Annotated in this window: 9 protein-coding genes; 8 read left to right on the top strand and 1 reads right to left on the bottom strand. The window is 49.1% G+C overall.

The annotated features are described in order from the left end of the window. On the bottom strand, positions 1–259 hold a 259-nt coding region (gene tnpA, locus BR83_RS0114575; RefSeq protein WP_027357656.1), incomplete at its 3' end, for an IS66 family insertion sequence element accessory protein TnpA. Between the two features lie 256 nt (positions 260–515). Between tnpA and BR83_RS0114565 the strand changes: the two genes are divergently transcribed. From BR83_RS0114565 to cas2, 8 genes are read left to right on the top strand one after another with little or no spacing between them, the layout of a single operon-like run. Beyond that, positions 516–977 carry a CRISPR-associated endoribonuclease Cas6 gene (locus BR83_RS0114565; protein WP_027357655.1) on the top strand — a complete coding sequence of 154 codons (462 nt, stop codon included), beginning with the start codon at positions 516–518 and terminating at the stop codon, positions 975–977. Then, positions 971–2,446, top strand: coding sequence for a hypothetical protein (locus BR83_RS0114560; RefSeq protein ID WP_027357654.1), 1,476 nt, complete (start codon positions 971–973; stop codon positions 2,444–2,446). Before BR83_RS0114565 ends, BR83_RS0114560 begins: the two co-directional genes overlap by 7 nt. Beyond that, entirely contained in the window at positions 2,447–3,565 is a 1,119-nt protein-coding gene (gene cas7i / locus BR83_RS16535; RefSeq protein ID WP_051618302.1) for a type I-B CRISPR-associated protein Cas7/Cst2/DevR, read from the top strand. It abuts the gene before it with no gap. Then, on the top strand, positions 3,565–4,410 hold the full coding sequence (gene cas5b / locus BR83_RS16225) for a type I-B CRISPR-associated protein Cas5b (RefSeq protein WP_051618299.1): 846 nt from the start codon (positions 3,565–3,567) through the stop codon (positions 4,408–4,410). The genes cas7i and cas5b overlap by 1 nt, the downstream gene beginning before the upstream one ends. Before the next feature lie 7 nt (positions 4,411–4,417). Then, on the top strand, positions 4,418–7,090 hold the full coding sequence (locus tag BR83_RS0114545) for a CRISPR-associated helicase/endonuclease Cas3 (protein WP_027357653.1): 2,673 nt from the start codon (positions 4,418–4,420) through the stop codon (positions 7,088–7,090). Continuing rightward, positions 7,077–7,616, top strand: coding sequence for a CRISPR-associated protein Cas4 (gene cas4, locus BR83_RS0114540; protein WP_027357652.1), 540 nt, complete (start codon positions 7,077–7,079; stop codon positions 7,614–7,616). Before BR83_RS0114545 ends, cas4 begins: the two co-directional genes overlap by 14 nt. A 19-nt stretch (positions 7,617–7,635) precedes the next feature. After that, entirely contained in the window at positions 7,636–8,604 is a 969-nt protein-coding gene (gene cas1b, locus BR83_RS0114535; RefSeq protein ID WP_027357651.1) for a type I-B CRISPR-associated endonuclease Cas1b, read from the top strand. Between the two features lie 2 nt (positions 8,605–8,606). Then, on the top strand, positions 8,607–8,888 hold the full coding sequence (gene cas2, locus BR83_RS0114530; RefSeq protein WP_027357650.1) for a CRISPR-associated endonuclease Cas2: 282 nt from the start codon (positions 8,607–8,609) through the stop codon (positions 8,886–8,888). The last annotated feature ends 120 nt before the right edge of the window (positions 8,889–9,008 follow it).

Here is a 9,008-nt window from a genome sequence, read left to right as displayed (position 1 = left end):
CGATGTTGGCCGGTCCTATTTTGACCAGTAAAGTATGGTCCTCTTCTATAAATGACTGGTTGCTTATTTCCACCGGCAGCCACCGATTTGATTTTCCTGGGGTAACTCCGTTCCGGTCTTTAAACTTTCGCAGCCAGTACCATAACTGCCTGGGGCTGATGCCTTCATGGGCGGCGCACCATTCTCTGACGCTTTGCCCACTCATCTTGTATTCGGCTATTCGGGTTTCCCATAGCGCTTCCCGTTCGGCTTTGGTCATAAGAAAAAATCCTCCTCATCGAGCTTTTATCTGAGGAAGATTATCCCTTAAACTTGGGTATTATGCCAAGGTGGGTTGTATTTGACGCTTACAGTCCACCCCCTTTTTCAGCCGTTTTGACGAAACCCGGCCGGGTTACAGCCCTTACGTATTCCACGTCAGTTTTGGCAAAATCCATAATATCGATTTCACGTCAAAGACAATGACTGTCAGACCTCCGGTAACTTATATTTTTTCTACGGGAATACCGGACCTTTTGGCCGGGGTTTGTAATGCCGCCATTGCCTGGAAGGGCAAAGAAGCGGTGCTTGGACTGGTAATCGACAAAGTGGAGCTGCTCCCCTTTCGCCAGCTTCGCAAATGCCATGTCCATTTTCGCATCCCGGGACACGCCGTCTTTCGGGCCAGAGAGGGCTATCTGGATGGAAGAAATATGGCTGCCCTGGAAGAGGCAGTAAATTGCCATCTTGCAACCAGATCTGAATTCCTGTCGCGGTATTACGGTACATATCCGGTTGCAAAAGAAAAGGTTCGACTGGCCTGCGATTCTGTATTAAAAAAAGGGGTCTGCTACCATTACGGCGGTACCCTGACCACCGTCCGTGGTGATATCTATTTGACGGGCAGTCCGGTGGTTCTTCAGTTCCTATATGATTACGGCCTGGGCGTGCGGGCGGGTCAGGGATTTGGTTACGTTGAGGTGGTGCGGGAATGGTAGAACCGGTCACTCTCTACCCTGCTTCCTGGTATTACAATGCCTGCGTCTACGGTTTTTTGAAAGTCCTGGCTTACGGCCTCGGGGAAGAATACGTAGAAAACAACGTTCTGCAAAGGGACGGCACGATACGGCTTACACCCGGGTTAGTGACGGCCCTCTTTACAACGCCTGAGGAAGATCCCTCCCCCCGGGTGCCCGTTAAAGAAGACCGGCACCCACCTGTTAGTGACATCAAGCGGCTGGCCTGGTGGTGGGTGGAGATGAACAGGGAGATGATTGCCTGGAAAGAGGATGAACTCCCGAATAACCTGCCGCCGGAAGAAGTTATCGAAAAAGTATGCAGTAAAGTTATTACGGGCAGGCCATTGCGTGTAGGGACTTATCAGGGAAACTTTAAGAAATACGGAAACCTTTTTCAACCATCTGTTCATCGGGACAAAAAAACTTTTTTAAATAAGTGGTTTTCTTGCAATAGAGATTCGGGACGAGAAAAGTGTAGCTTTTGCGGACAGTTAACTGGCCAATCCGGGGATACTTTTGAACAACGTCTTTATCACCGTTTCTTTATGTCCGTCCTCTCAGATGATCTTGCTTCCTCGACCGGAGAATTCCCAAATTCATTCTGGGACTTGAAGCCTAACCTGCTGTTGTGCCCTTTGTGCCGCTCCATCTTTCTGTGCGCCCACTTTACCATAATGCAGGTACTCTTCGCCAATACCAGCAACTTTTTATTAACCTGGCATTTCAACAAGTTTCTGGCCCAAAGCCAGAAAAACCTGTTCCGCACAGTTAAAAACTACCAGGAAGAGCTTTTTTACCATTTCCTTCACTTCAATAATCAGATGTCCAGGAGTATGGGCGCATGGGAGCTGCAGGGTTTGGAGTTCCTTTATTTCACCGGGGAAGGAATAGAACACTTCGTCCTGCCACCGGTTGTTTGCAACCTGCTGCTCAACCCGAAAGTAAGCAGTTTGCTGGCCAGGATCAGGAACCGGGCTGTACTCAAATATATCCTGGAAGAGCGATTTGAGCTCCTGCCCAACATTTCTTATAAATCCCTGCGGGTTGCCCTGGGGACAGCTCCCGGAAACGTGAAGGATCCTGAAGCGGAACTTTCGCTTTCGGAAATCATCCTCCTCTGCCGCCTGTATACAGAAATAAAGAAATTATTTGAAAGGAGGGAACCTGTCGTGGTCAAAACGGAAGAGGTCTTGAGGTGCGGCCAGGAAGCACCTGCGTCGCTAGCAAAAGAAGGAAGCAGTCTCATCTACAGGTTACTGGAGCTTGTGCGGCTGGGGAAAAAAGACGAAGCTTACTACCTGCTTCTCAGATCTTATATTGCAGAAAGCAGGCCTTTTCCACCGGTTCTGACTAAAGTTTTCCAATTGCAAAACGCGAATCTTTTTAAAAACTTCATGTTCAGCTACATTGCCGGTGTTCAGAGCAATACTGGAGGAGGCGAGATATAAATGGCATGCAAAGGCATTACGGCCACGATATTATTTGAAAGCTCTGCCCTTAACCGGGACGAAAAGATAGGTGGAAGCGTACTCTCCATTAAAAAACTTGCCCGGGAGCATGGAGTTTTTTCCTATTTCAGCAGGCCAAATATACGCCATCATCTTTTTACCACACTACAGTACCAGTACAACTGGGAACCTGCGCCGGTATTACTGGCCGGAGATGGTAATAACAAAGTCATCCAATTCGATTTTCCCAGAGCCAATATACTCACCTACCCCGAATTAGATCTCTTTGGCTATATGAATACCAGTGCCGACGGGCGTCCCACCAGGAAGGCACCCCTCGGGATTACCAAGGCTGTTTCCGTTGAGCCATGGCAGGCCGACATGTCCTTTGGAGCCAACCACGACCTGGTAGCCCGGCTACGGCAGACCGGGGAAAAGGCCGAGCCCAATCCTTACTCAAAGGAAGAACATCATTCCTACTACCGGGTCTCCTTTACCCTTGACCTTTGCCGGTTTGGCTATGACGAGTATCTTTTTATCCCTGATAAGAAGTCTAAAAAACCACCCGGAGCACTTTGTGATTGGCTGGAGAAGAATACCGATTCCGCAACGGAAGAGGAAGTAAGTGAACATGCAGGATGGGCACAAAACAAGATAGCATCTCTCGGGGAAAAGTTTGAATGGAGAAAATACAGCAAAGAGGAACAAACCGTGGGCTTTGTTGGCATTTCCGGTCAGACAGGAAAAGCGGTATTTATCGTGGCCGACGAAGAGCGTAAGAAAAGACTTGCAAATTTGCTTTGCGTGTTAAAAAACGGGATCATGCTCCAATCCAGCGGCGAGTGTTACGGCATCGTGCCCCGGTTTATCATAATTGGTTGCCTTACCGTACCCGTTCCGGTTTTCAACAACTTCGTTAACCTCAAAAACGGTAGTGTCGATACAGACGAGTTAAGCAAGGTTATTATGGAAAACGACTATGTTCTGCGCACGTATATCAGCAGCTTTTTCCCCTGGGATAAGCTACTGGAAAAAAGTACCACCAGGGTTACTGAAGGCATTAATGTCCAGGAGATCCTTTCCTTCTGTCTGGAAAACAATCATGGGGAGAAGAAATGATGAAATACCTGCGCCTATATTTTAAAGCTCCGACAGCCCATTACCGGGTACCTTTTACATACAAGGTCAGGCATAGCTACCCCATACCCCCCTATTCCACCGTCATAGGCTTACTCTGTAACGTCCTGGGCGACCGGGAAGCTATAAACCGTTTCCTAAACCAGCCTTTCGGTATTTATATCGCCGGGAAATACCAGACGTTAACGCGGGAATATACCTGGCTGCGCAACCTGGGATCTGAAAGCCACTCCAGCCGTTTTTACAGTAACAATTCGCGGTACTTCAGCCAGTTTGCTGAACACCCCGGAGGACAGAGCCCGGTTGTACTGGATGTTTTAAATGATGTGGAAACCATCATCTACCTGACCCATCCGGACTCCCACATTCTGATCCGGTTGCAGGAAAACCTCTTTCACCCGGAAAGGTGGATTAACCACCTGCATCTGGGGAGAGCCGAAGACTGGGTAGTGCCTGAAAGCACAAATTGGGTAAGACTCCTCCCCTCTGAAAAGGCGGACATAGTCTGGACCGCGGACAGGGGTTACTATTTCTGGCTTCCCCATCCGGAAGAAACCTGGAAGCTCGGGGAATGGGGGGACAGGCAGGAATACACCGAGCTCTTTGATAAAACCATGGGTTCTCCCCAGCTTGTTTGCGCCCTTTACGAAAAAGTCAAAGTCCCGAATGAAAAAGGCAGGTCCTGGGAAATTCGAAACTTTAACCATGTGCGCACCAAACTCTGCCGGGGCCAAATTCCATTGGTGCAATTCGGTCGCCTGCCCAGGGTAATGGTCGACCCGGAGTTTTTGCTTCCGGTTTTTCCTGCGCACATCGCATGGAGGTGACCAGGAAATGCCCTTCTGGGCCAAGAGCAACGGCGTCGCCCTCGAAGAACATACTGCTGATGTACTGGCTGCAGTACGGGCTCTCGAACAAAAAAACCGGCAGTACCATGAGCGGGAATTGTGGGAAGACCTTAAACTTGCTGCTTTCCTCCATGACGTGGGGAAGGTTGATCCCGTATTTCAGCAAAAGCTCAAAAATAACGCAGAAGAATCATCCTCAGGAGGAACGACCATATCGCACAACCTGCTCTCCGTTTTTCTCCTCAACCGGGAGAAACTGCTCTCCGCTGCCCGGAACCCCGGGGCGGTCCTGGGTGCAGTGGCCTTCCATCACTGGCGGGACTACTACCCCGACCTCTTCCTCGGTGCAAGGGTCGATGAGGTTTCGAAGACGGCCCGGGGCATGCTGGAAAAAAGGGAAATGTGGGAAACTCTCGTGAACAAGCTGCGCCATGAACTCCAGAACCTTGCCCATGAATACGGTATCGACCCGGAATTGATCAGTTTCAACGAAATGTGGGCAAGCTACTTCCAGTATAACAGCATGGGGAATGCGGGGTTGCTCCTTCCCCCCTATCTCCTTTCCTTTTTGCCCCAGAAACTCATAGTGCGCAATATTCAAGACGACCGGGAAAGAATCTTCATCACCGGAAATTTGATGCGCTGCGACCATTTTGCCTCTTTAATTGAAACGGAAGAACCGGGTCTCTCGCCGGAAGACATCGAACACGGTATCTATCCTTCAATTTCGGAACTTCACCGTTCACTGGAGGAGGATTTTCGGGAGAAAGCCGCCGTCCGGAAGGAACCGGAGCCGTCTTTCTGGCAGAGGGATTTCTTTGCCAGCGCTCCCGACCTTGGTGAGGGATCGCTGGTATTCATTGCCCCCACCGGCGTGGGGAAAACAGAGTTCGCCTATCTCTGGGGTGCTGGAAGAAAAAACATCTATCTCCTGCCCATGCGCGCGGCAGTAAACGCCATGTGGCAGCGAACCCGCCGGGCGTTCGGTAAAGCAAAAGAGGGTTTCGAGGGTTACGTTGCCCTTCTTCACGGTGAAGCGGCGATGGAACTCTGGAACGCAAGCAGAGATCCAAACCTGGAAGGAGAGAATTTGACGCGCTCCCTGGCCCTTGCCCGGCACCTGGCAGAGCCTTACATCATCGCCACCGGGGATCAGATAGCTCCAGCCGTTTTAAAATATCCGGGCTACGAGCGCCTGTATGCCGTTCTTATGGACTCCTGCCTGGTGGTGGATGAGGTCCAGGCATACGATCCAAAGGCAGCAGCAATTATAACCAGGCTTTTAGAGGATATACATAATCTTAAGGGCAGGGTACTTTTGATGACCGCCACCCTTCCCTCATTTGTTCAAGAAGAAATCTCCCAGCGCTTGGGGCTTCCTCCGGAGCGCATTATTAACTTTTTAAACACCCCTTACGGGAAAATGCTTGCCGGCCAGGTCCGCCATCATCTTCAGTTCAAAGTCTACACAAAGAAGGATAAACAGGACAAGCCGGGCTATCCTGATGCCGAACCTTACCAGAACATGATAGAAGAAATGGTGTCTCTTGCCAGGAACGGCAAAAAGGTTCTGGCTGTTTTCAACACTGTTAAGGCCGCCCAGAAAGCCTATGGACTGATCAGTAATCTGCTGGATGGTATTGAAGAAAGCCCCCCTCTTCTCCTGGTTCATTCCCGTTATACCCGGACGGACAGAAGAAAAAAAGAGAAAGATGTCGAGGACTATATGCCTAATGGGAGGGCGCCGCAATGGGGAAAAGGGTGCCTTGTGCTCGCTACCCAGATTGTAGAAGCTTCCCTGGATATCGACGCGGATATCCTTTATACCGAACTTTGCCCCATTGACAGCCTCATCCAGCGCCTTGGCAGGGTGTGGCGCCGGGCAGCCAGGCAGCCATCCGGAACAGTAAAGCCATCATACACCAACGTTTATATTATGACAGAAGTTGAAGAATTAGCTTCAGGCTGCGGTAGAGTTTACGACAGGCACCTTGTGGCCCTGACCGGATACATCCTCGCCCGCTATGCTGCGGGGAATCTGGAATTAGCAGAAACAGAAAATGTAATTGAAAATCTCCTGACAGAATACACAGACACTGTCAATAAAGATTATAGTGCTCTGTATGAGCTTCTGGCCAGCGCCCCTCAATTTTATCTTAACGAGCAGGCGAAAATGCAACTTGTGACATTAACTTACAGCATCCTCACCCTGGCCTGGAAGCACGGCAGAAAAGATATAGGATCCTACCTCAAGGAATATTACGACACCCTCGATATCCTGGACAGCGGTTACTGCTCCGACCGGAAATACGATGCCCAGCGCCTTTTCCGTCAAGTGTATACCGTAGAAGTTGTTCCCCGGGAAAAAATTGAGGAATTCAATAAAAAGCTCAAGTCTTTTCTTGAACAACAAGACAGGCCGGGCTACTTTGATTTCAATGAGCAGGTCCTGAGCAATTTTACGGTTTCCGTGGACTTCCGTTCTTTATCCCGGCATGCAGATAGGCAAACCTTAACCGATATAATTGACATCGACCATTTCAATGCCAAAACAATCCAGAAAATTAGGCGCTGGCTCCAGGACATTTGGGTGGTCCCTGCCTCCTACGATAACCAGCAGGGCCTGATACTGGAGGCTGATGATATTGGAGAAGAGTGAAGAGCACGACTTCACCACATCCCGGCTTGCCGTTACCGGCACGATGGTCGCTTACTACCACATTTGCCGGCGCAAGCTCTGGCTTTTCGCCCGGGGTCTCAACCTGGAAAACGTCTCCGGAAACCCGGACGTGGTTAAGGGAAAACTTATCCACGAGTCCCGCTTCCAGCGGGAAAATTACCGGGATCTTTCCTTTGACCGGGTGCAAATCGACTTTATTAAATTTGGTGATCAAATATATTTGCACGAAATCAAGAAGAGCCGGAAGTTTGAAGAAGCCCATATCATGCAAATGAAATACTATATCTTTTATTTAAATTCCAGGGGTGTCAGGTGCTTTGCGGGAACGATCCACTACCCTACCGCAATGCGTAAAGTCGAGGTTACCTTCAACAGGGAAGATGAGCTGCGGATTGTCGAGGCATTGAGGGGCATTGAAAATATTCTTAAGAAAAATATCCCCCCCGGTAAAATAAACCGGAAGTTCTGCAGGCGCTGTGCCTACTTCGATTTCTGTTATATTTGAAACTCTGAGAGTGAGGAAAATGAGCAGGACCTATTACATTTTTTCATCGGGACGTTTAAAAAGGGAGCACAATACACTCTGCCTGGAAAATGAAGCGGGCCGCAGGGTAATCCCCGTAGAGGATGTAGAACAGATTTACTTTTTCGGCGAAACCGAGTTTAACTCACGGCTCCTGGATTTCCTGGCCCATAAAGGGATTACTGCCCATGTTTTCAACCACTTCGGTTACTATACGGGGAGTTTCATTCCCCGTGCAAGTCTGCTTTCAGGTTTCCTTCTTGTCAGGCAGGTTGAGCACTACCTTTGCCCGGATAAGAGGCTTGTTCTTGCCAGATCTTTTGTTGAAGGATCTATCCACAATATAAGGCGCAACCTGGAAAAACGGGGGCTTGAGGAAGTTTGCATGGCACTGGACAATTATCGCCATGCCCTGAAAAAAGCGTCAAGCATTGAAGAAGTAATGAGCACCGAGGCCCATGCCCGCAAGCAATATTATTCCGCCTGGGAAAAAATCACCGGTTGGGAGTTCGGTGAACGGACAAGGCAGCCGCCACAGAATGCTCTGAACGCTCTGATCTCTTTCGGCAATGCCATGACTTATACAACGGTGCTGAAAGAAATTTATAAAACAGCCCTTAACCCAACCATTAGCTACCTCCACGAACCATCGGAAAGAAGATTTTCTCTTGCTCTGGATATTGCGGAAGTTTTTAAGCCGGTACTGGTGGACAAGCTAATCTTCCGCCTTATCAACCAGAAACAGCTTACCCTCGACCACTTTAACCAGGACCTTAATGCGACCTATTTATCGGAAGAAGGACGGAAAATCTTCGTTCGCGAATTTGAGGCACAAGTAGAAAGTACCATCCTGCACCGGGTTTTGCGCCGCAAAGTAAAGTACAAAAGCTTAATCAGGCTTGACCTGTACAAACTGATTAAACACTTGCTTGGAGAAGAAACGTTCACCCCGATGAAAGTGTGGTGGTGAATGTGCATGTTATTCTTGTCTATGATATAAACACGGAAGACAATGCGGGAAAGAAACGCCTGCCAAAGGTGTTGAAGATCTGCCGCAAATATCTTGTTCACGTTCAGAAATCAGTATTCGAAGGACACCTTACAGAGGGGCAGTATTCTCGCCTGCAGCATGAACTCGGGAGAGTGGTCGACAAAAAGGCTGATTTTGTAATTGCGTATAAGCTGGGGGATGGAGTAAAGTTAGAAAAAGACATCTTGACCGAAACACCTGACCCTACGGATAATTTCCTCTAGACTTTATTTACAAAGCCGGAGGGTTGACGCAAAAACGGTTCTGGAAAGCACAATCGTGCCAGTAGACATGCGGTTTTCACCTGCGGTTACCATCGCCCATAGAGGAATCTGAACATTTTC

The sequence above is a fragment of the Desulfofundulus thermocisternus DSM 10259 genome, from assembly GCF_000686645.1.
GTDB lineage: Bacteria > Bacillota > Desulfotomaculia > Desulfotomaculales > Desulfovirgulaceae > Desulfofundulus > Desulfofundulus australicus.
This window is presented reverse-complemented; position numbering and strand designations above follow the sequence as displayed.